Source organism: Rhodovulum sulfidophilum DSM 1374, assembly GCF_001633165.1.
Taxonomy (GTDB): Bacteria; Pseudomonadota; Alphaproteobacteria; order Rhodobacterales; family Rhodobacteraceae; genus Rhodovulum; species Rhodovulum sulfidophilum.
Genome location: NZ_CP015418.1, coordinates 2,822,344 through 2,842,389 on the forward strand (window position 1 = coordinate 2,822,344; position 20,046 = coordinate 2,842,389).

Sequence of the window (20,046 nt, forward strand, 5' to 3'; positions counted from 1 at the left end):
TTTCACGCAAGGGAAGAAAAGAAAAGGGCCAATCGGCCGGAAAGCTCTCGCGCCCCCGGCCTGCACGGCGCCGGTGGCGCCGCTGGTCCGGCCTTGGGCCGGGCCTTGCGGCCCCGTTCCGGGGACCGCAAGGCGCCTCCGGCGGGGGTATTTCGGCCAAGAAGAAGACCGGGCTTTAGGGTGGGCGTCCGGGTCAGCAGCAGGTCTGTTCGAGATCGTAGAGCAGATCTTCGGCGGCGCTGTCGCCCAGTTCCTCGAAGAAGGCCGAGAGGCTGTTCACCTGGCTGCCCACGAAATGCAGGTTGTCATTGCCCATGCGGGCCTTCTCGGCGAGCTTCTGCTCGAAATAGCCGACCCAGCGGGACTGGCTTTCGGCCATATGCGCCGCCAGCATCGCCATCAGGCGGTCGGCCTTGCGGTCGCACTCGATCCCGCAGAAGCTCACGTAACGGTCGGGGGTCTGGTCGGTCATGGCCATGCGCTCCTCTTCCGGCCCGGAGGTCGCCCGGGGACCGGGTGCTGATAGGCGATGGCGGCGAGCGGTTCTGTCAGCCGGCCGACAGGTCGACCATGGCCTCGAGCCGGGCGATGTCGAGAAGCCTCAGATGGCGGCGGTCCGGGCGGGCCAGCACGCCCTCGCGGATCAGCCGGTTGATCAGGGTCGAGAGCGTCTGCCGCGAGGTGCCGAGCGCCGCGGCGAGGGATTCGGTGCTGTCGATCTGCCGGATCAGATCGCTATTTTGCAGGGCGCGTTCGTTCAGCAGGAACCGCGCGAAGCGCGACTCGACCGGCCGGAAGGCGAGATCCTCGATCAGGTTCAGCGCGCCGTGCAGAAGCTGGCCCACCTCGCGAAAGGCGGCGAGGCCAAGCGCGGGCTGGCGGGTCAGCAGCGCCAGCATCTCGCCGACCGGCCAGGAGATCACGGTGCAGGGGCTGACCGCCTCGACCCAGGCCCGGGTATGGGTGACATAGGCGCCGCCCGGGCGCAGGTAGCCGATGGTCAGCGCGCGCGCCGCGCCGTTCAGGCAGATCCGGGCAAGCCCCTCGTCCAGAACGAAAAGCCGGTCGGGGCCCTTTCCATCGCCGTATCCGTCCACGTCGCCGGGCCGCGCGATGGCCGCGCCCGGCTCGAACCGGCGGCGGAGCCCGCCGGGCAGCTCGCCGATCCAGGCGGAATGGGGACATGTGGCGACATCCTGCATGGTCAGATCCTAGCGCGCCTCGGCGGCCCAAGGCCAGAGCCGCTCAGGCGCACGCGGCATTGGTCTGCGCCGCGAGCCGGCCTTTTGCCCAAAGCTGCATCACGAAAACGAGGATCGGCGGAATTGCCAGCGTCGCCGCGACCAGCGCGATGCCGCCCGCGATGCGGAAGGCCTCGCCCGGGGCCTGACCCTCGAGCGCCGCGGCCAGCGCCAGCATCAGGCTTGCGAAGGCCGCCATCGGAAAGCTCAGCGCGCCCCAGAGCGGCGAGACCCCCGCCGCCAGCAGCCAGCGCGCCGATACCAGCAGAGCCGCCAGCAGCGCCACCGCGACCGCCGCCGCAGCCAGCGCAAGCGGCATCAGGCCCAGCGATGCGGCCACGCTGCCGATCAGGCAGGCCGGGGCCAGATGGATCGCCAGCAGCGGGCGCAGCGGCGCGGGCAGCCTCTGGCGCAGCATCTGTACGAGGCTCGCCGCCCAGATCGCCAGCGCGACGCCGGTCGTTGCGTAAAGCAGGACGGTGGCCAGCCCCGTATGGCCAAGCGGCACGGCGGAAAGACAGGCGAGGATGAAGCCCACGAAATGCAGGTGCCAGACCGGCGTGACCCGGCGTTGTTCGGCCGGGCCGGTGGCGAAAAGCCATAGCAGCAGCCCCACCAGCCCGGCCTGCAGCAAAAGCCCCGCCCAGAGCAGGATCTCGGCCAGCGCCGGGATCAGCGGTACCAGCGCCGCCGACAGCAGATATACCGACAGCACCGCCGCCGAGAGCCCGGCCCGGCCCGGCAGGACCCGCAGATCCTCGGCCACGACCTTCGGGCGACGCCAGAGCTTCAGCCCGTAAGCCACTATGATAAAAATAAAAAGCATGGTGATTGCACCAAGGATCAGATCGCCCGCGGCCGAGGGCATCCCGAAGGGGTCTGCCGCCCGCCGCCAGGCAAGCCCGAGCCCCAAGGCGCCCAGGACCGGGGGGAAGATGGCGGGCGGGGTCTGGCTGCCGAAACGCGGGCGCGGGGCGAACATCGGACCGTCTCTCCTTGTTGTGCGGCTCCGATGTGCCATGGCGGGCCGCTCCGGGCAAGCGCATCGCCCGGGCGCCAGTTTTTGCTTTACCGATGCGCGCGGCCGGTTACTCTCGATCGGACAGGGAGATCAGGGAGGATCCACCGATGAAAGCTGCGATCGGCGCCATGACGCTGGGCGCTTTCGGCTGCTGTCTGGCGGGCGAGGCGCTGGCCGAGACCTGGAATGTCTCGCTCTGGGGCAAGCGGCGCGCATTCACCGAGAATGTCGAGAAGCTGGCCGAGCTGGTCAGCGAGAAGACCGGCGGTGAATTCACGCTGTCGCTGTCTTATGGCGGGCTGTCGAAAAGCACCGAAAACCTCGACGGCATCGAGATCGGCGCCTTCGAGATGGCGCAGATCTGCGCCGGCTATCACCGCGACAAGAACCCGACGCTGACCGTGCTGGAGCTGCCCTTCCTCGGCGTCGACAGCCTGGAACAGGAACGCGACCTGTCGATGGCGCTGTACCGGCATCCGGCGGTCGAGGCCGATCTGGCGCGCTGGAACGCGACCCTGCTGATGCCGACACCGATGCCGCAATACAATTTCGTGGGCGTCGGCGCGCCGCCCCGGAGCCTTGCCGATTTCAAGGGCATGACCGTGCGCGCAACCGGCGGTATCGGCGAGGCGATGGAGATCGTCGGCGCGGTGCCGACCTCGATGGGTGCGACCGAGGTGCGCCAGGCGCTTGATTCCGGCGTGGTCAAGGCGGTCTCCTTCGCGCCGCATGCGCATATGTCCTTCGGCACCATCGACACCGGCAGCTGGTGGACGACGAACCTCAACCCCGGCACGGTCAACTGCCCGGTCGTGGTCAACAGCGACGCGCTGGCAGCGCTGTCCGAGGACCATCGCGCGGCCCTTCTGGGCTCGGTCGACGAGGCGCTGGCGCATTACATCGATTATTACAACAGCGAGACGATGTCGCGCTGGGGCCCGGCGCTTGACGAGCGCGGGATCGAGCGGATCACCTTCGCGCCCGAGGCGATGGCCGAGTTCCGCGAGGCGGCGGCAGGCCCGGTGGCCACGGCCTGGATCGAGGAGATGAGCGCACGCGGCCTGCCCGCGCAGGAGCTTTACGACAGCGTGACCGGGCAGATCGGACAGTAGTCCCCCGCCCGGCCCCGAAACTGATCCGGAAACAGGTTCGGGACGGGCGCCCCCGGCCCGGCCCAAGCCACAGCCCGCCCTGAGAACCTGCGAGGATACCGCCCATGGCCATCCATGCCCCGGTGCTGGAGGATGACAGCCCGCTCTCGCGGCTCGATCGCGGGCTTTACCGGCTTGAACGCCAGCTTGCGCTGGTCGCCGGGCTCACCGTCTTCGTCTTGATGCTGCTGGCGGTGATTTCGGTCGGCGGGCGACATTTCTTCAACCAGCCGCTGCCCGGCTCTGTCGACTGGATCCAGCAGGGCATGCCGCTGATCGCCTTTCTGGGTATCGCCTATACCCAGAGGGATGGCGGCCATATCCGGATGGATATCCTTGTCTCGCGGCTGTCGGGCCGGGCCCTGTGGGCGGCCGAGACGGTGACGACGCTGGCGATGCTGGTTGTCATGGCGCTGCTGGTCTGGGGCAGTTTCGCGCATTTCCAGCGCAGCTTCGACTGGGGCGCGCCGCTCTTCAGCCGGGACAGCTCGATCGACATCAACCTGCCGCTCTGGCCCGCCAAGCTGCTGGCGCCGGTCGCCTTCTCGGTCCTGTGCCTGCGGCTTGCGCTTCAGCTCTGGGGCTATGGCCGGGCCTTCCTGCTGGGGCTGAGCGCCCCGGTGGCGGTGCCGCTGGTGGTGTCGGTGGCCGATCAGGCGGCGTCCGAGGCGACCCATGTCTCGGGCGCGGACGACTAGGAGGCTGCCATGGATCCGATCCAGATCGGCCTCGCGGTCACAGGGTTTCTTTTCGTCACGGTCCTGCTGGGCATGCGGGTGGGCTTTGCCGCCGCGCTGGCGGGGCTGGTCGGGCTGGTCTGGATCTTCTGGTCGAAGAAGGGCTATGATCCGGAGGCCTTCGGCTGGGCGCTGACGGTCGCGGTCAAGACCGCAGGCCAGGTGCCGCATTCGAAGGTGGCAAGCCAGGCGCTGAGCCTGATCCCGACCTTCATCCTGATCGGCTATCTGGCCTATTATGCGGGGCTCACCCGGGCGCTGTTCGATGCGGCGAAGAAATGGTTCGGCTGGCTGCCGGGCGGGCTTGCGGTCTCGACCGTCTTTGCCACGGCGGGCTTTGCCGCGGTGTCGGGCGCCTCGGTCGCGACCTCGGCCGTCTTCGCCCGGATCGCCATCCCCGAGATGCTGAAGATCGGCTATGAAAAGCGCTTTGCCGCGGGCGTCGTCGCGGCGGGCGGCACGCTGGCCAGCCTGATCCCGCCCTCGGCCATCCTTGTCATCTATGCCATCATCGTCGAGCAGGATGTGGGCAAGCTGCTGCTGGCGGGCTTCGTGCCGGGCATGGTCTCGGCCTGCATCTATGCGCTTCTGATCGTCGCGATGGCGCTGGCCCTGCCCCGCTTCGGCCCGGCCGTCCGGGGCTTCAGCTGGGGCGAGCGGCTGCGCGCCCTGCCCAAGGCGCTGCCGATCCTCTTCGTGGTCTGGACCATCGTCTTCTTCGTCTACAACCCGTTCGGCGGAGATGCCTGGGGCACGCCAACCGAGGGCGGAGCCATCGGCGCCTTCGTGGTCTTCCTGATGGCACTGGCGCACGGGATGCGCTGGCCGCAATTCAAGGACGCGCTGCTAGAGACCGCCAAGCTCTCGGCGATGATCTTCACCATCATCTGGGGGGTGCTGATCTATGTCCGCTTTCTGGGCTTCGCTGATCTGCCGGGCGCCTTTGCCGACTGGATCGCCGGGCTGTCCCACCCGCCGCTGCTGACGCTGGTGATGATCCTGCTGGCCTATGCGGTGCTGGGCATGTTCATGGATGCGATCGGGATGCTGCTCTTGACGCTGCCGGTCGTGTTTCCGGCGGTGATGGCGCTGAACGGGGGCGAATATGTATCGGCCGCGGACAGCGCCTTCGGCATGTCGGGGCCGATGTGCGCGATCTGGTTCGGCATCCTCGTCGTCAAGATGGCCGAGCTTTGCCTGATCACGCCGCCGATCGGGCTGAACTGCTTCGTGGTGGCCGGGGTCCGCGACGATCTGACGGTTCAGGACGTCTTTCGCGGCGTCGCACCCTTCTTCCTGGCCGATGCCATCACCATCGCGGTGCTGATCGCGGTGCCGGGCATCGTGCTGTGGCTGCCGGGCCTCGCCTGATCGCCCGGGCCGCTACGAGACGCCCGCAACGCCCCCGGCCCGTGCCTCGGCGCCAAGCGCACGCAGGAAGGCCGCGATATTCTCGCGCGCCGCGCCCTCATTGGCATAGCGCAGCCGCTCGGACCCGAGGAAGGCCTCGCCCAGCCGCGCGGTATGGCGGGTGACGATGCGCCGTTCCCAGCGGGTCTTGCCGGCGCGGTCCTGCAACCGGTAGCGCACCGTCAGCCCGACCTGCATGTCGACCCCGAAAAGCGGCAGGGTGATGTCCTCGATCTCGGCGCTCAGCACATAGCGCCCCGAGGCCGACAGGGCGCCCGACAACAGCAGCGCGCTGCGCAGCGCCGCCTTGAAATCGGCATCGGCGATCTGCGAGGCCAGCGCCGGATTGGTCTCCTTGCCGCCCGCGGTCTCGATATCGGAAATCGCGCCGCGATGCGGGTTGCCCGGCGAGAGCGGCGCGATCGCGGCGGGGACCATCGCGGTCTCGTCCGCGCCATGGGCGCAGGCGACCAGAACCGCACAAAGCGCAAGCGGTCCGAAAGGACGGATCATAGGCATGGCCCTCTTCCGTCACGGGCCGCGCCGGGCGGCGTCTCAAATAGAATGCCAGACCCGAGCCACCCCGCGAGACGACCGCTTGCCGCAACCGGCCGGGCTCAGAACGGCCCACCCGTTGGCGCGCCCTCGGCGCTGGCGCCAAGCGCATGCAGGAGCAGCGCGATATTGTCCTTGGCGGCGTTTTCGCTGGCAATCCGCAGCCGGTCGATGCCGCGCACCGACTGCCCCAGCGGCGAGGTATAGGAGGTCGTCACGGTCTGGTCGAACACGGTCCGGCCGGTCGCGTCATGGATGGTGTAATGCACCACCATCGTCACCTGTACCTTCGTCCAGGTCTGGGGCTGGGTCACGCTTTCGACATCGGCATTCAGCCTGTTGGTCCCGCCCGGGGTCATTATCCCCGCCCGCGTCAGCGAGCTTGCCAGATCCGACCGGAAGCCCGGCTCCGAGAATTCGGCCGTCCAGAGCGGATTGTCGACCATCCCGTCGGTGCCGGTGACACGGCCGATCCGGCCCGCCCAGATGCTGCCGGGCGCCACCGGGCCGATCACCCCGGGCGCCATCGAGCCCATCGGCCCGGTCTGGACACAGCCCCCCAGAAACAAGAGCGGAAGCGCGGCAAGCAGCGACCGGCGGGCCATAGAACGCGGCATCGGAGGGGATCCTTCCTTCATGGTTGCCCGTCCCGGGCAGATCCGGCACCAGGAGGGCTTTCGCGCCCTTCTCGGCCCTGCCCCGCGCCCCGTCAAGCGCCGCCCGCGCGCCTCGGCGGGCTATCGCCAGAGCAGCGACCGCCCGCCGGCGAAAAGATGCACACGGCCCGGATCGGCGGTCATCCTGAGGGTCTTGCCGCGCAGCCCGGCATGGACCCCGGACAGCTTGGCGATCACCGGATCGGCCTCGGGGTCTTCGCGTTCGAAATAGAGCTGGGTGACCTCGCCCAGGGCCTCGAGGATCTCGACCCGGCCCTCGAAGGCGTAATCCGCGCCATCGGTCGCCGCCATGTCCTCGGGGCGGATGCCGACCCGGACCTTGCGGCCCTTGTCGCCGGGCTCGGTCGGCACCCGCGCCCGGATCGTGCCGCCGCCCGCCGTCAGCCGCACCTCGGTCGTCTCGCCGGTGCCCGAAATCGCGCCCTCCAGCAGGTTCATCGCCGGGCTGCCGATGAACTGCGCCACGAATTCCGAGCGCGGCTTCTCGTAAAGCTCGAGCGGCGGGCCGACCTGGGCCACGCCCTTGTCGGCCAGCACCACGATGCGGCTGGCCAGCGTCATCGCCTCGACCTGGTCATGGGTGACATAGATCATCGTGCTGTCGGGCATCGCCTCCTTCAGCTGGGCGATCTCGATCCGGGTGGCCACGCGCAGCGCCGCGTCGAGATTGGACAGCGGCTCGTCGAAGAGATAGACCTTGGGGTCGCGCACGATGGCCCGGCCGATGGCCACGCGCTGGCGCTGCCCGCCCGACAGCGCCTTGGGCAGCCGGTCGAGATAGGGCTCCAGCTGCAGCATGCGCGCGGCCCGGGTCACGGCGGCGTCGATCTCGTCGCGCGACTGCCCCGCGATCTTCAGCGCGAAGGCCATGTTGTCGCGCACGCTCATATGCGGGTAAAGCGCGTAGGACTGGAACACCATGGCGATGCCGCGCTGCGCCGGCGGCACATCGTTCATGGGCACCCCGTCGATCGTCAGCCTGCCCGCGGTGATGCCTTCGAGCCCCGCGATCATCCGCAGAAGCGTGGACTTGCCGCAGCCCGAGGGCCCCACGAACACCACCAGCTCGCCGGTCTCGATCTCGAGGTCGATCCCCTTCAGCACCTCGACCGCGCCATAGCTCTTGCCCACGCCGCTGAGTGTCAGACCCGCCATCCCGTCTCCTTTCGCCGTATCATGAGCGAGGGCTGCCAGGGCCCCAGATGCACCAGCCCGTCCGCCCCCGGCCGGGCCGCGTTGATTTCGGCGCCCAGCGGCCGCCAGTCGCCGTCGGGGGCGGGCATGGCAGCCGGGTTTTCATCCAGATTGATCGCCACGAACATCTCGGCCGCATCGTCGCAGCGCCGGAAGGACAGCACGTTGCCCTCGGCGCGGACCTGTTCCATCCGACCCCGCGCCAGCACCGGATTGGCATGGCGAAAGGCGATGGCGCGGCGGTAATGGTGGATCGGCGCCTCGGGCGCATGTTCCTGTGCCGCCACGGCCATCCCGATATGGGTCTCGGGGATCGGCAGCCAGGTGCGCGGCGCGCGCGAAAACCCGGCATGCAGGTCCTCGGCGGCCCAGACCATCGGCGTACGGCAGCCGTCACGGCCCTTGAATTCGGGCCAGAAGGCGATGCCGTAAGGGTCCTGCAGCGCCTCGAAGGGCACATCGGCCTCGGGCAGGCCCAGCTCCTCGCCCTGATAAAGACAGACCGTCCCCTTGAGGCAGAGCGTCAGGGTCAGGAACCCGCGAAGCGCTGCGGGCGACAGGTTCCAGCGGGTCGGGTGGCGGATGACGTCATGGTTCGACAGCGCCCAGCAGACCCAGCCATCGCCCGCGACCCGGTCGAGCCGCTCATAGACGGCGGCGATGCGCGCGGCGGTCAAAGGCGTCGAGGCGAGGAAATCGAAGGCATAGCACATCTGCACCTTGTCGCCGCCCGAGGTATATTGCCCGAGGATTTCCAGATCGCTTTGCGCATCGCCCACCTCGCCCAGGGCGACGGCGCCGTGCTCATCCAGGATGGATCTGAATTTTTTCAGGAATTCAATATTTTCTGGCTGGTTCTTGTCATAAAGATGCAGCTGGTGATTATAGGGGTTCACCCGTGGCGCGATATTGTCATTGCGGTCTTCGACCGGCAGCGCAGGATTGGATCTCAACTCCTTGTCACAGAAGTAGAAATTGATGGTGTCGAGGCGAAAGCCATCGACGCCGCGATCCAGCCAGAACCGCGCGGTCTCGAAGATCGCCTGCTGCACCGCCTCGCAATGCAGGTTCAGGTCGGGCTGCGAGGCCAGGAAATTATGCAGGTAATACTGTTCGCGCCCCGGGTCCCAGCTCCAGGCCGACCCGCCGAAGATCGACAGCCAGTTGTTGGGCGGCGTGCCATCGGGCCTCGGGTCCGACCAGACATACCACTCGGCCCTCGGATTGTCGCGGCTCGAGCGGCTTTCGACGAACCAGTGATGGCGGTCCGAGGAATGCGACAGCACCAGGTCGATCAGCACCCTCAGCCCCAGCCCATGCGCGGCCGCGACCAGCGCGTCGAAATCGGCAAGGCTGCCGAACATCGGATCGACGTCGCAATATTCCGAGATGTCGTAGCCGAAATCCTTCATCGGCGAGGGAAAGAAGGGCGAGATCCAGATCGCGTCGACGCCGAGCGAGACGACATGCGGCAGCCGCGCGAGGATGCCGCCGAGATCGCCGATCCCGTCGCCATTCGAATCCTGAAAGCTGCGCGGGTAGATCTGGTAGATCACCGCGCCGCGCCACCAGTCGGGGTCCTCGCTCAGCGCCAAGGCCGCCTCCTCATTTCACCGACCCGGCCAGAAGGCCGCGCACCAGATAGCGTTGCAGCGCGAAGAAGACGACCAGCGGCACCGCCATCGAGATGAAGGCCGCCGCCGCAAGGATGCCCCAGTCGCCCCCGTACGAGCCCAGGAGGTCATCGGCGATCTTGACCGTCATCACCTTGGTTTCCGAGGCGGCGGGCAGGAAGACCTTGGCCACCAGGAGGTCGTTCCAGGTCCAGAGGAACTGGAAGATCGCGAAGCTTGCCAGCGCCGGAAAGCTCAGCGGCAGCACGATCCGGGTGAAGACCTGGAAATCGGTGGCACCGTCGACCCTGGCGCTTTCGATGATGTCGCGCGGCAGACCGGCCATGTAGTTGCGCAAGAGATAGACCGCCAGCGGCAGACCGAAACCGGTATGGGCGAACCAGATGCCCATGAAGCTCTGGCCGATCCCCACCGTCTCATGCAGCCGCAGAAGCGGCACCAGCGCCAGTTGCAGCGGCACCACCAGAAGCCCGACCACCGCCGCGATCAGAAGGCCCCGGCCCGGGAACTCCATCCAGGACAGCGCATAGGCCGCGAAGGCCGCGATCAGGATCGGGATGACCGTGGCCGGGATCGTCACCGTCAGCGTGTTGATGAAGGCCCGGTCCATGCCGTCGGCGCCCAGAACCATGCGGTAATTGTCGAGCGTGACCTTGGGCGGGCTCGCGGCCTCGAAATAGATCGTGGGCCCGCGCCGGCCGAAGGGCGACCCGGCCTCGGCGGTGAAGCTGCCATCGGGCGCCACCGTCAGCCGGCCGCCGCCGCGCAGGGGCGCGCTCTCGCCCGGGGCGAATTCGGCGGGCGCGCGGCCCGTGACGCCGAAGCCCGTGACGGTGCCCGCCCCGGCGCTGTCCTCGCTGTCGAAGACATTGCCGCTGAGGATGACCCGCCCGTGGCGCTCGACCGCCGCCTCCGGATCGGTGCGGACCCGGTAGGTCTGTTCGACCGGCAGCGGCGCCTTCCACCAGCCCGAGGCCGAGATCTGGTCGCGATCGCGGAAGGAGGACACCAACAGCCCCACGGTCGGCAACAGCCAGATCACGACCAGCGCCGCCACGCTCAGGTGCACCGCCCAGACCAGCCCCGATTTCCGCCCCGCATGTCCCGCCATCACCGCATCTCCTTGCGGGCCTGAAGGATGTTCCAGACCATCACCGGCAGCACGATCAGCATGATCACGAAGGCCACGGCGGTGGCGCGGCCGTCATCCTTGAACATGTAGCTCATCATGTAGCTGGGCAGGATCTGGGTGCCGAAATTGCCGCCGGTCATGGTGTAGACGATGTCGAAGACCTTCAGCACCAGGATGGTGATGGTGGTCCAGACCACGAGGATGGTGCCGGTGATCTGCGGCACCATGATCCGGAAGAAGATCTGGAACGGATTGGCGCCGTCGAGGATCGCGGCCTCGATGGTCTCGTCGGGAATGCCGCGCAGCGCGGCCGACAGGATCACCATGGCAAAGCCGGTCTGGATCCAGATCAGGATCGCCATCAGGAAGAAGTTGTTCCAGAACGGGATCTGGATCACGTCTATCGGATCGTCGAATCCCAGCGCCGCCCGGATCGCGTTGAGAAGCCCGATATCGGCCTCGTTGGCGTAGACGAATTTCCAGATCAGCGAGGCGCCGACGAAGGAAATCGCCATCGGCATGAAGATGATCGACTTGGCGATGTTGCCCCAGCGGATGCGGTCGGTCAGCTGCGCCGCGACAAGCCCGAGGAAGGTCGAGGCCGCGGGCACCACCAGCACCCAGAGAAGGTTGTTGAGAACCGCGGTGCGGAAGGCCGGATCGGCGGCCAGGTCGGTGTAATTGCCAAGGCCGATGAAGCTCCCGCCGTCGCGGTTGAACAGCGAGCGCCAGAACGAGCCCAGGACCGGATAGACGAGGTAAAGCCCCAGCGCCGCCATCGCCGGCGCCATGAACAGCCAGGGCCTGACGGCATTCGCGCGCGAGATGTTGGCTCCCGGATCGCGGCCCGAGGGCGGAAAGATCACCCGGTCGAGCAGCAGATTGGCGCCGTAGAAATAGCCGACGCAGCCCCCGACCCCGATCAGGATCGTCGCGATCCCCTGCAGCAGCGGCGACATCGGCGCTCCTTTCGCGCGGCTTGCCGGCATCTCCGGCGTTGCTTCCCGGGCCCGCCCCTTTCTCCGGGCCCCCTCCCTCGAACGCGCCCGCAGCCCCCGAGGCCAGCGCCCCGTCAAGGCGACCCCGGACAGGCGGGCGCGCTTTAGCGGATCGCGTTCCAGCGCCGCTCGATTTCCTGCGCCGCGGTCTCGGCATCGCTCCGGCCGGTGGTGTAGGCGACCATGCCCTTCCAGAACGCATCCGCCCCGATCTCGCCCGGCATCAGATCCGAGCCATCGAAGCGGAAGGTGGTGGCGCTGGTCAGGATCTCGCCCTGCGCCCGCATGCTGTCGGTCGCGTAGGCCTCGGGACTGGCGCCGGTGAAGGGCGTCAGGAAGCCCGACTGCGCCATCCAGACCTCATGCGCGATGGGGGTCTTCAGGAAGTCGATGAAGACATGCGCGGCCTCGCTCTCGCGGGTGATCGCCCAGAGCGTGCCCGCACCCAGAACCGGCCTGCCGAGATCGCGTTCGGCATAGGCGGGAAAGTAGAAGAAATCGACATCGAGCCCGATTTCGCTGCCTTCCGGAAAATAGGTGTCGATGAAGCTCGCTTGGCGGTGCATGTAGCAGCCCGGCGGGAAGGTGAAGAGCCCGGCCGGGCTTTCGCGGAAATCGGTGGTGGCGACTGCCTGCGCGCCGCCCTCGACATAGGCGTCGTTCCGCGCGAACCAGCCGTAATCCTCGATCGCGCCGACCACCGCGGGGTCGTTGAACGGGATCTGGTGGCTGACCCAGGCATCATAGGTCCCGGGCGCCTCGCGGCGCAGCATCAGGTCCTCGACCCAGTCGGTCGCGGGCCAGCCGGTGGCCGCGCCCGAGCCCAGCCCGATGCACCAGGGCGTCCCGCCCTCCTCGGCGATCCGCTCGGTCAGCGCCTTGAGATCCTCCAGCGTGTCGGGCACCTCGTAGCCTGCCTCGGCAAAGGCGTCCGGCACGTACCAGACCAGCGATTTCACGTCGATCTTGTAGAAGAAGCCGTACAGCGCCTCGGCGCCGATCTCGTCCTCGTAGGTGCCCAGATCGACCCAGCTCTCGCCCGCGGCGTAATTGGCCCGCACCCAGTCGGCCGTGTCCGCACCCAGCGGCGAAAGAAAGCCGCGCCGTGCCATGTCGGCGGCCAGCCCCGGCTGCGGGAATACCGCGATATTTGGCGCCGATCCGGCCTGGGCCGCGATGACGATATCCTGTTCGAAGCTTTCCGAGCCCGAATAGCGCACCCGGGCACCGGTCGCGGCCTCGAAATAGGCCAGCACGCTTTCCACCAGGTCCTTGTCGGGGCCGGTCCAGACCCCCGAGATGTCGAGCGTCTTCCCGCTCAGATCGTGGCTTTCGGCAAAGGCCTCATAGCTTGGCCACGAGAACCGGTCATCCTCGCCGGGGGTGAATACGAGGCCCTGCGCATGGGCCGCCCCCGCCGCAAGGGTCAGCGCGGCGGCCACAGGGCCCGCCATCGCGATCAGTTGCATATCGACCTCCCCTCGGACCTGACCGAACCGGACAGGCCCCTGTCGTTTTATCTTGTCGTTTTATCTTGCCGTCATGTCGTCTTGCTCCCGTCCGGGGGCAGGCACGCCCCGGGGGGAGTCGCCTCAGAACGGTGGCCGATGGTCGCGAAGCTGTCAACCGAGGCGCGAGGCATGGCCCTGCCGCATCCCGGAAAGACGTTGCAGCTGCCCGATTCGTCCGCCCCCTGCCCGCTTGCGCCGCTCCGCGTCTGTCCGCGCACGTCGCCCGTAACGGCCCGCTTTTCCCCGCTCTGTCCGGGAAACGCGGCGGCAGGCTTGACGCGCCCCGTCCCGAAGGCAAGCATGCAGGCGAACCAGATCGCAGCACCCCCGCCCAACGCCCCGGCCCCTTGACCCGCCGGGACCGGCCGAGGCAAAAGCCCGGCCCCCGGCCCGCCCCGGAGGAGCGCATGATCCCGACCCGCGCCGATTTTCCGCCCGGTTTCCTGTTCGGAACCGCCACCTCGGCCTATCAGATCGAGGGCGCGGCCCAGGGCGGCGCCGGCCCCTGCCACTGGGACAGCTTCGCCGCCACGCCCGGCAATGTCGCGCATGGCGCGACCGGGGCACGGGCCTGCGATCACCTCACCCGCTACGAGGCCGATCTCGATCTGGTCGCAGCCGCAGGCTTCGACATCTACCGCTTCTCGACCTCCTGGCCGCGGGTGCTGCCCGAGGGGGCGGGGGCGCCGAATGCCGCCGGGCTCGACTTCTACGACCGGCTGGTCGACGCGACGCTGGCGCGGGGCTTGAAACCCGCGCTGACGCTCTATCACTGGGACCTGCCCTCGGCGCTGGCCGATCTGGGCGGCTGGGCCAATCGCGACACGGCGCTCCGCCTTGCCGATTTCGCGGCGCTGATGGCGGACAGGCTGGGCGACCGGGTCTGGTCCTGGGCCACCGTCAACGAACCCTGGTGCGCGGGATGGCTCGCGCATTTCGAGGGCGGCCATGCGCCGGGCCTGCGCGACATCCGCGCCACCGCCCGGGCGATGCACCACCTGGCGCTGGGCCACGGGCTGAGCCTCGCCGCGCTGCGCGCCTCCGGGGTCGGCGAGATCGGGATCGTGCTGAATTTCGAACCCGCCTTCCCGGCCGAACCCGGCGAGGAAGCGCGTGCGGCGAGCCTGCGCTATGACGCGGTCTTCAACCGCTTCTTTCTGGGCGGCGTGACCCGCGGGCACTATCCCGAACCGGCGCTCGAGGGGCTCGGACCGCATCTGCCGCCGGGATGGCAGGCCGACATGGCGGCGATCTCGGCGCCGATCGACTGGCTCGGCGTGAATTATTACACCGTCAAGCGCATCGCCCATGCCCCCGGCCCCTGGCCCAACTGGGCCGAGAGGCCCGGGCCGGGGCGCAAGACCGACATGGGCTGGGAAATCGCGCCGATGGCCCTGCCGGACCTGTTGCGCTGGATCAGCGGCAGCCATACCGGCGATCTGCCGCTTTACGTGACCGAGAACGGCATGGCCGCGCCCGACGCCCTCGTCATGGGCAAGGACGGCCCCGAGATCCGCGACGAGGACCGCATCGCCTACCTGTCGAGCCATCTGGCCGCCGCGCGCGAGGCCATTGCCGGCGGGGTGCCGTTGAAGGGCTATATCATCTGGTCGCTGCTGGACAATTTCGAATGGGCCTTCGGCTATGACAGGCGCTTCGGCCTCGTCCATGTCGATTTCGAGAGCTTGCAGCGCACCCCCAAGGCGTCCTACCACGCGCTGAGACGCATGCTGGAGGATGCCGCGCCGTGACATCGCTCGTTGCCGATATCGGGGGCACCAATACCCGTGTCGCTCTGGCCGAAGGGCCCGGTCTGATGCCGGATACGGTCCGGCGCTACCGCAATGCCGACCATGCCGACCTGACCGACGTGCTGACCGACTATCTGCGGGAAGCGGGCTCGCCCGAGATCGCGGGCGCCTGCGCGGCGCTGGCCGGGCCGGTCCGGCACGGGCGGGGGCGGCTGACCAATCTCGACTGGACGATCGAGGAAGCCGCCATCGCGCGGGTCAGCGGCACACCGCGGGTCAAGCTTCTGAACGATCTGGCCGCCCAGGGCCATGCGCTCGATCAGCTCGCGCCCGAGGCGCTGGTGCCGGTCCTGGACGGCCCCGCCCAGCCCGGCGCGACGCGGCTGGTGATCGGCATCGGCACCGGGTTCAACGCGGCGGCGGTGCATGCGCTGCCGGGCGGGCTGATGGTCGGCGAGGCCGAGGCGGGCCAGGTCTCGCTGCCGGTCGCCGATGCCGAGGCGCTGTCGCTGGCGCAATTCCTGGCCGGAGCCGACGGCTTCGCCGCGGTCGAAGAGGCGCTGTCGGGGCGCGGGCTCGGGCGCCTGTACGACTGGGCGACGGCCGGGGCCGGAACGCCACGCAAGCTGGACGGCCATGGCGTTCTGGCCGCGCTCGACACCGATCCCCAGGCGCTCCGGGCGGCCGAGACTTTCGTGCGGCTTCTGGGCACGGTCGCGGGCGATCTGGCGCTGCAGCATCTGCCCTATGGCGGGATCTACCTGATCGGCGGCATGGCCCGCGCGGTCACGCCCCATGCCGGGGCGATGGGCTTTGCCGGGACGTTCCGGCGCAAGGGCCGGTTCTCGGCGCTGATGGCCGAGTTCCGGGTCTCGACCGTGATCGACGATTTCGCGGCGCTGACCGGATGCGCAAGCTTTCTGGCAAGGACCGAGTGAGACGACTGACCGCGTTTTCGCACCGGCACCGGGCAGGCGAAAAGACGGCGGGGTGGACAGGGTGAAGGAAAGGACCGAGGGGCCATGAAGATCGACGGGACCCATTATCGCTCCATCTGGCGCGAGGCCGATGGAACAGTGAAGATCATCGACCAGCGCTGGCTGCCGCACGAGCTGCGGATCGTGGCGCTGAGCAACCGGCAGGATTTCGCCTCGGCGATCCGCGACATGTGGGTCCGGGGCGCGCCGCTGATCGGGGCCACGGCCGCCTATGGGGTGGCAGTGCAGATGGCCCATGACGCCTCGGACGCGGCGCTGGCCGAGACCTGGGAGGTGCTGCACGCCACCCGGCCGACCGCGATCAACCTGCGCTGGGCGCTTGACGAGATGACACGGGTGCTGAAACCGCTGGCCCCGGCCGACCGCGCCGAGGCCGCCTTCCGCCGCGCCGCCGAGATCTGCGACGAGGATGTCGAGATCAACCGGCAGATCGGGCTGAACGGGCTCGAGCTGATCCGCGCCATCGCCGAGCGGAAGGGCGGCAGGCGGGTCAATGTGCTGACCCATTGCAATGCGGGCTGGCTGGCCACGGTCGACTGGGGCACCGCGACCTCGCCGATCTATCACGCGCTCGAGGCCGGCATCGATGTCCATGTCTTCGTCGACGAGACCCGGCCCCGCAACCAGGGCGCCCAGCTCACCGCCTGGGAGATGAACCATCACGGTGTCAGCCATGATCTGATCGTCGACAATGCCGGCGGCCACCTGATGCAGCATGGCGAGATCGACCTCTGCATCGTCGGCACCGACCGCACCACGGCGCAGGGCGATGTCTGCAACAAGATCGGCACCTATCTGAAGGCCCTGGCCGCGAAGGACAACGGCGTGCCCTTCTACGTGGCCCTGCCCTCGCCCACCATCGACTGGACGGTGCGCGACGGGGTGAAGGAGATCCCGATCGAGGAACGCGACGGCGGAGAAGTCACCCATGTCCAGGGCCGGATGCCGGGCGGCGTGGTCGGGCTGGTGCAGATCTCGCCCGATGGCACGCCCGCGCGCAACCCGGCCTTCGACGTGACGCCCGCACGGCTGGTCTCGGGGCTGATCACCGAGCGCGGCGTGGCCGAGGCCAGCGCCGAGGGCCTGGCGCGCCTCTTTCCCGAACGCGCGGCGCTGAAGGTGGGCTGAGCCCCCGCCGCAACCGCGTTTCCCTGCAGGGGCGTGCCGGTCTGGCGCGCCCCTGTTTCGTTTCGGCGTGGCGCCGAAGGGGCGGCCCCGGGGCAGTCGGGGCCAGTCGCGGGGCGGCCCGACGTTTATCCGAGAGAAAAACTCAGGTTGACTTATCCGAGCATTTTCGTCAGCTTTCTAGCCAACGCGAACACCGACCCGAACCCACCTGACGGAAGGCCCGGGCATTCTGACCGACCAGGACATGACGGTACAGGCAGGGCGGGTCAGCCCGGCTCCGGCCTGGCCGGATGCTGAGGAGAACCGACAGATGAATGCCGATCCAAATCGCCGCGGCAGCGCCGCCGTGGGCTTTCTCGACGATCTTGATCCGGTGGAGGCGGGCGCGGTGCGCTGTCTCCGGCTCTGGGCCGATGGCGACGACGCGCAGGAGCGTCTGCGCAGCGAGTTCTCGGACCGGCTCGGGCCGCGTCAGGGCAGCGATGCGGCCGACAGCCTGCACATGATCTGTTCGCTCTGCGCCATGTATGGCCGACGGCCGCTGATGCGGCACTCGGCCTCCTGCCCCTGCCTGGGGGCAGACGAATCCTGTTTTGCAACCTTTGTCGCCGCCGCCGGCGCGGGAGATCGCGAAGATGCGATGCTGATGGCGACGATGCTGGTCCGGGCCGACATGGCGCCGGGCCTGGTCGATCCGGCGGCGCGGCTGGCGATGGCGCTCCGGCGCCTCGCGCTTGCCGCGGTATCGGCCCGAAGGGCGCCCGACAGCGCCCCGAACGTCCGGCCCTCGCGCCGGGCAACACTGCACTGACGCAAGACCCGAAGACAGAAGGAAGGGAACGCATGACGAAACCGACGCTCGCCACCTGCACGCTGGCCATGGGACTGGCCGGGACGGCAGCCCTGGCCGACGCCCCGGCCCCGGATGCGGTGCTGTCCACCTATGCCGACATCGCCGCCGCCACCTATGGCGATGCGCTGACCGGCGCCGAGCGGCTGCAAAAGGCGGTGGACGCGCTGGTCGCCGAGCCCTCGCCGCAGGCGCTCGACGCCGCGCGCCGCGCCTGGCTGGCCGCCCGCGTTCCCTATCAGCAAAGCGAGGCCTTCCGCTTCGGCAACCCGATCGTCGATGACTGGGAGGGCAAGGTGAATGCCTGGCCGCTCGACGAGGGGCTGATCGACTATGTCGATGCCGGCTATGGCGGCGCGACCGACGAGAACCCGCTGGCCGCGATCAACGTCATCGCCTCGCCGAGCTTCGAGATCGCGGGCGAGACCGTCGACGCCTCGGAGATCACCCCCGAATTGCTGGCCGAGACGCTGCATGAGGCCGACGGGATCGAGGCCAATGTCGCGACCGGCTATCACGCCATCGAATTCCTGCTTTGGGGCCAGGATCTGAACGGCACCGACGCGGGCGCGGGCCAGCGGTCCTGGACCGATTATGCCGAGGGCGAGGCCTGCACCAACGACAATTGCGACCGGCGCGGCGCCTATCTCAAGGCCGCGACCGACCTTCTGGTCTCCGATCTCGGCTGGATGGTGGCGCAATGGCAAGAGGGCGGCGAGGCCCGCGAGGCGGTGATGGCCGATAGCGCGGCCGGGCTTTCGGCGATCCTGACCGGCATGGGCAGCCTGTCCTATGGCGAGCAGGCCGGCGAGCGGATGCGCCTCGGGCTGATGCTGAACGACCCCGAGGAAGAGCATGACTGCTTCTCGGACAACACCCATAACAGCCATTACTATGACGGGCTGGGCATCCGGAACGTCTATCTGGGCAGCTATACCCGGATCGACGGCACCGAGGTCTCGGGGCCCTCGGTCTCGGATCTGGTCGCGGCGAAGGATGCCGATCTCGACGCCGAGATGAAGATGAAGCTCGACACCACCATGGCCGCGCTTGCCCGGCTGAAGACCGCCGCCGAGGCGGGCTTTGCCTATGACCAGATGCTGGCCCGCGGCAACGAGGCCGGCGAGGCGCTGATCATGGGCGGCGTGAACGGGCTGGTCGCCCAGACCGCCAGCATCGAGCGCGTGGTCGAGGCGCTCGGCGTCGGCGGGGTCTCGGTCGAGGGCTCGGACAGCCTCGACAACCCGACCGCCGTTTTCCAGTGAGGTTCTGACCCCGGGGCCCCGTTCGCGGGGCCCCGGGCCTTCCTGAAGGAGCCCCCCGCATGATCGTCTGTCACTGCCAGTGCATCACCGATCACGACATCAACGCCGCCATCGACTGGATGCGGGCGTCGGATCCCAAGACCATCGTCACCCCTGGCAAGGTATTCCGTTCGCTCGGCAAACGTGCCGACTGCGGCGACTGCATGACTCTCTTCCTAGACACGATGCGCGCAAACGCTAATCTTGAGGTTCCACCGGACCTACAGAACCTCAGGCCCCAGCATCGAAAGGACAAGACCTCATGCAAGGCGACCCCAAGGTCATCGAATACCTGAACAGCGCGCTCCGCAGCGAACTCACCGCCATCAGCCAGTACTGGCTTCACTACCGTCTGCAGGATGACTGGGGGCTCGGCCACATGGCCAAGAAGAGCCGCGAGGAAAGCATCGAAGAGATGAACCACGCCGACAAGCTGATGGCGCGGATCCTGTTCCTCGAAGGCCACCCGAACCTGCAGAAGCTCGACCCGCTCCGGATCGGGCAGACCCCCAAGGAGACCCTCGAATGCGATCTGGCCGCCGAACAGGATGCCCGTGCGCTTTACAAGGAAGCGCGGGAATACTGCGCCGAGGTCGGCGATCATGTCACCAAGGAGCTGTTCGATGAGCTTCTGGCCGATGAGGAAGGCCATATCGACTTCCTGGAAACCCAGCTCGACCTTTACGGCCGTGTCGGTGACGAGAATTACGCGCTGCTCAACGCCTCGAAGATGGACGAGGCCGGGTAAGGCCGC

Annotated in this window: 20 protein-coding genes; 10 read left to right on the top strand and 10 right to left on the bottom strand. The window is 68.2% G+C overall.

Translation table 11 applies throughout. From position 1 onward, the window contains the following. Positions 1-193 precede the first annotated feature (193 nt). The 3 genes from cowN to A6W98_RS13305 form a co-directional block, all read right to left on the bottom strand. The gene (gene cowN / locus A6W98_RS13295; RefSeq protein WP_042465104.1) at positions 194-472 is read right to left on the bottom strand and encodes a N(2)-fixation sustaining protein CowN; all 279 of its coding nucleotides are present in this window, start codon (positions 470-472) and stop codon (positions 194-196) included. 76 nt (positions 473-548) lie between these two features. After that, the gene (locus A6W98_RS13300; protein ID WP_042462199.1) at positions 549-1,202 is read right to left on the bottom strand and encodes a Crp/Fnr family transcriptional regulator; all 654 of its coding nucleotides are present in this window, start codon (positions 1,200-1,202) and stop codon (positions 549-551) included. Between the two features lie 43 nt (positions 1,203-1,245). Next, entirely contained in the window at positions 1,246-2,223 is a 978-nt protein-coding gene (locus A6W98_RS13305) for a TDT family transporter (protein WP_155734807.1), read from the bottom strand. A 146-nt stretch (positions 2,224-2,369) separates the two neighbouring features. On the opposite strand from A6W98_RS13305, the gene A6W98_RS13310 reads away from it, so the two are divergent. From A6W98_RS13310 to A6W98_RS13320, 3 genes are all read left to right on the top strand, one after another. Continuing rightward, entirely contained in the window at positions 2,370-3,374 is a 1,005-nt protein-coding gene (locus A6W98_RS13310; protein ID WP_042462201.1) for a C4-dicarboxylate TRAP transporter substrate-binding protein, read from the top strand. Between the two features lie 104 nt (positions 3,375-3,478). Continuing rightward, positions 3,479-4,111, top strand: a complete 633-nt coding sequence (locus A6W98_RS13315; protein WP_042462204.1) for a TRAP transporter small permease subunit — start codon at positions 3,479-3,481, stop codon at positions 4,109-4,111. Positions 4,112-4,120: 9 nt separating this feature from the next. Continuing rightward, positions 4,121-5,521, top strand: a complete 1,401-nt coding sequence (locus A6W98_RS13320) for a TRAP transporter large permease (protein WP_042462206.1) — start codon at positions 4,121-4,123, stop codon at positions 5,519-5,521. 12 nt (positions 5,522-5,533) lie between these two features. Here the strand turns inward: A6W98_RS13320 and A6W98_RS13325 are convergent, their stop codons facing one another. The 7 genes from A6W98_RS13325 to A6W98_RS13355 all read right to left on the bottom strand — a co-directional run bounded on the left by A6W98_RS13325 (position 5,534) and on the right by A6W98_RS13355 (position 13,219). Beyond that, complete coding sequence (locus A6W98_RS13325) at positions 5,534-6,079, bottom strand: hypothetical protein (protein ID WP_155734808.1); 546 nt, start codon at positions 6,077-6,079, stop codon at positions 5,534-5,536. 98 nt (positions 6,080-6,177) lie between these two features. Next, entirely contained in the window at positions 6,178-6,732 is a 555-nt protein-coding gene (locus A6W98_RS13330) for a hypothetical protein (RefSeq protein WP_155734809.1), read from the bottom strand. 120 nt (positions 6,733-6,852) lie between these two features. Continuing rightward, positions 6,853-7,947, bottom strand: a complete 1,095-nt coding sequence (locus tag A6W98_RS13335) for an ABC transporter ATP-binding protein (RefSeq protein WP_042462209.1) — start codon at positions 7,945-7,947, stop codon at positions 6,853-6,855. After that, entirely contained in the window at positions 7,935-9,575 is a 1,641-nt protein-coding gene (locus A6W98_RS13340) for an alpha-amylase family glycosyl hydrolase (protein WP_042465108.1), read from the bottom strand. The genes A6W98_RS13335 and A6W98_RS13340 overlap by 13 nt, the downstream gene beginning before the upstream one ends. A gap of 16 nt (positions 9,576-9,591) precedes the next feature. Further along, on the bottom strand, positions 9,592-10,731 hold the full coding sequence (locus A6W98_RS13345) for an ABC transporter permease subunit (protein WP_042462211.1): 1,140 nt from the start codon (positions 10,729-10,731) through the stop codon (positions 9,592-9,594). Beyond that, positions 10,731-11,711, bottom strand: coding sequence for a carbohydrate ABC transporter permease (locus A6W98_RS13350; RefSeq protein WP_042462213.1), 981 nt, complete (start codon positions 11,709-11,711; stop codon positions 10,731-10,733). The genes A6W98_RS13345 and A6W98_RS13350 overlap by 1 nt, the downstream gene beginning before the upstream one ends. Before the next feature lie 143 nt (positions 11,712-11,854). After that, positions 11,855-13,219 (bottom strand): ABC transporter substrate-binding protein, encoded by a 1,365-nt coding sequence (locus A6W98_RS13355; protein WP_042462215.1) that lies wholly within the window; start codon positions 13,217-13,219, stop codon positions 11,855-11,857. 449 nt (positions 13,220-13,668) lie between these two features. Here A6W98_RS13355 and A6W98_RS13360 point away from each other — a divergent pair, with 449 nt between their 5' ends. The 7 genes from A6W98_RS13360 to bfr all read left to right on the top strand — a co-directional run bounded on the left by A6W98_RS13360 (position 13,669) and on the right by bfr (position 20,040). Next, the gene (locus A6W98_RS13360; RefSeq protein WP_042462217.1) at positions 13,669-15,012 is read left to right on the top strand and encodes a GH1 family beta-glucosidase; all 1,344 of its coding nucleotides are present in this window, start codon (positions 13,669-13,671) and stop codon (positions 15,010-15,012) included. Beyond that, entirely contained in the window at positions 15,009-15,950 is a 942-nt protein-coding gene (locus A6W98_RS13365) for a glucokinase (protein ID WP_042462219.1), read from the top strand. Before A6W98_RS13360 ends, A6W98_RS13365 begins: the two co-directional genes overlap by 4 nt. 84 nt (positions 15,951-16,034) lie before the next feature. Continuing rightward, the gene (gene mtnA, locus A6W98_RS13370; protein WP_042462221.1) at positions 16,035-17,138 is read left to right on the top strand and encodes an S-methyl-5-thioribose-1-phosphate isomerase; all 1,104 of its coding nucleotides are present in this window, start codon (positions 16,035-16,037) and stop codon (positions 17,136-17,138) included. A gap of 310 nt (positions 17,139-17,448) precedes the next feature. Next, positions 17,449-17,949, top strand: coding sequence for a hypothetical protein (locus A6W98_RS13375; protein ID WP_042462223.1), 501 nt, complete (start codon positions 17,449-17,451; stop codon positions 17,947-17,949). Positions 17,950-17,981: 32 nt separating this feature from the next. Then, on the top strand, positions 17,982-19,253 hold the full coding sequence (locus A6W98_RS13380) for an imelysin family protein (RefSeq protein ID WP_042462225.1): 1,272 nt from the start codon (positions 17,982-17,984) through the stop codon (positions 19,251-19,253). Between the two features lie 59 nt (positions 19,254-19,312). Next, complete coding sequence (locus A6W98_RS20410) at positions 19,313-19,588, top strand: (2Fe-2S)-binding protein (protein ID WP_072071694.1); 276 nt, start codon at positions 19,313-19,315, stop codon at positions 19,586-19,588. Beyond that, positions 19,555-20,040: a bacterioferritin gene (gene bfr, locus A6W98_RS13385; protein ID WP_042462227.1), complete on the top strand. Its 486-nt coding sequence runs from the start codon at positions 19,555-19,557 to the stop codon at positions 20,038-20,040. Before A6W98_RS20410 ends, bfr begins: the two co-directional genes overlap by 34 nt. Positions 20,041-20,046 lie beyond the last annotated feature (6 nt).